Genomic DNA, 233 nt, shown 5'->3' with positions numbered 1-233 from the left:
GAGGGCAGACATCACGGTCTGCCCTCTAGGTGGTGGAGCTAACGGGATTCGAACCCGTGACCCCCACACTGCCAGTGTGGTGCGCTACCAGCTGCGCCATAGCCCCAGAGTAGGTATTTAAATTGTGGTTGCTTCGCGTAGTTGCGATGCGGTGGAGCTAACGGGATTCGAACCCGTGACCCCCACACTGCCAGTGTGGTGCGCTACCAACTGCGCCATAGCCCCTCTTAGGA

At 59.2% G+C, this 233-nt stretch carries 2 tRNA genes; both read right to left on the bottom strand.

The window, feature by feature from the left end:
* Positions 1–30 precede the first annotated feature (30 nt).
* A tRNA-Ala gene (locus HMPREF0308_RS12845) sits at positions 31–106 on the bottom strand.
* 46 nt (positions 107–152) lie between these two features.
* A tRNA-Ala gene (locus tag HMPREF0308_RS12840) sits at positions 153–225 on the bottom strand.
* Positions 226–233: the final 8 nt, after the last annotated feature.

This window comes from Corynebacterium striatum ATCC 6940 (assembly GCF_000159135.1).
Taxonomy (GTDB): Bacteria; Actinomycetota; Actinomycetes; order Mycobacteriales; family Mycobacteriaceae; genus Corynebacterium; species Corynebacterium striatum.
This window is presented reverse-complemented; position numbering and strand designations above follow the sequence as displayed.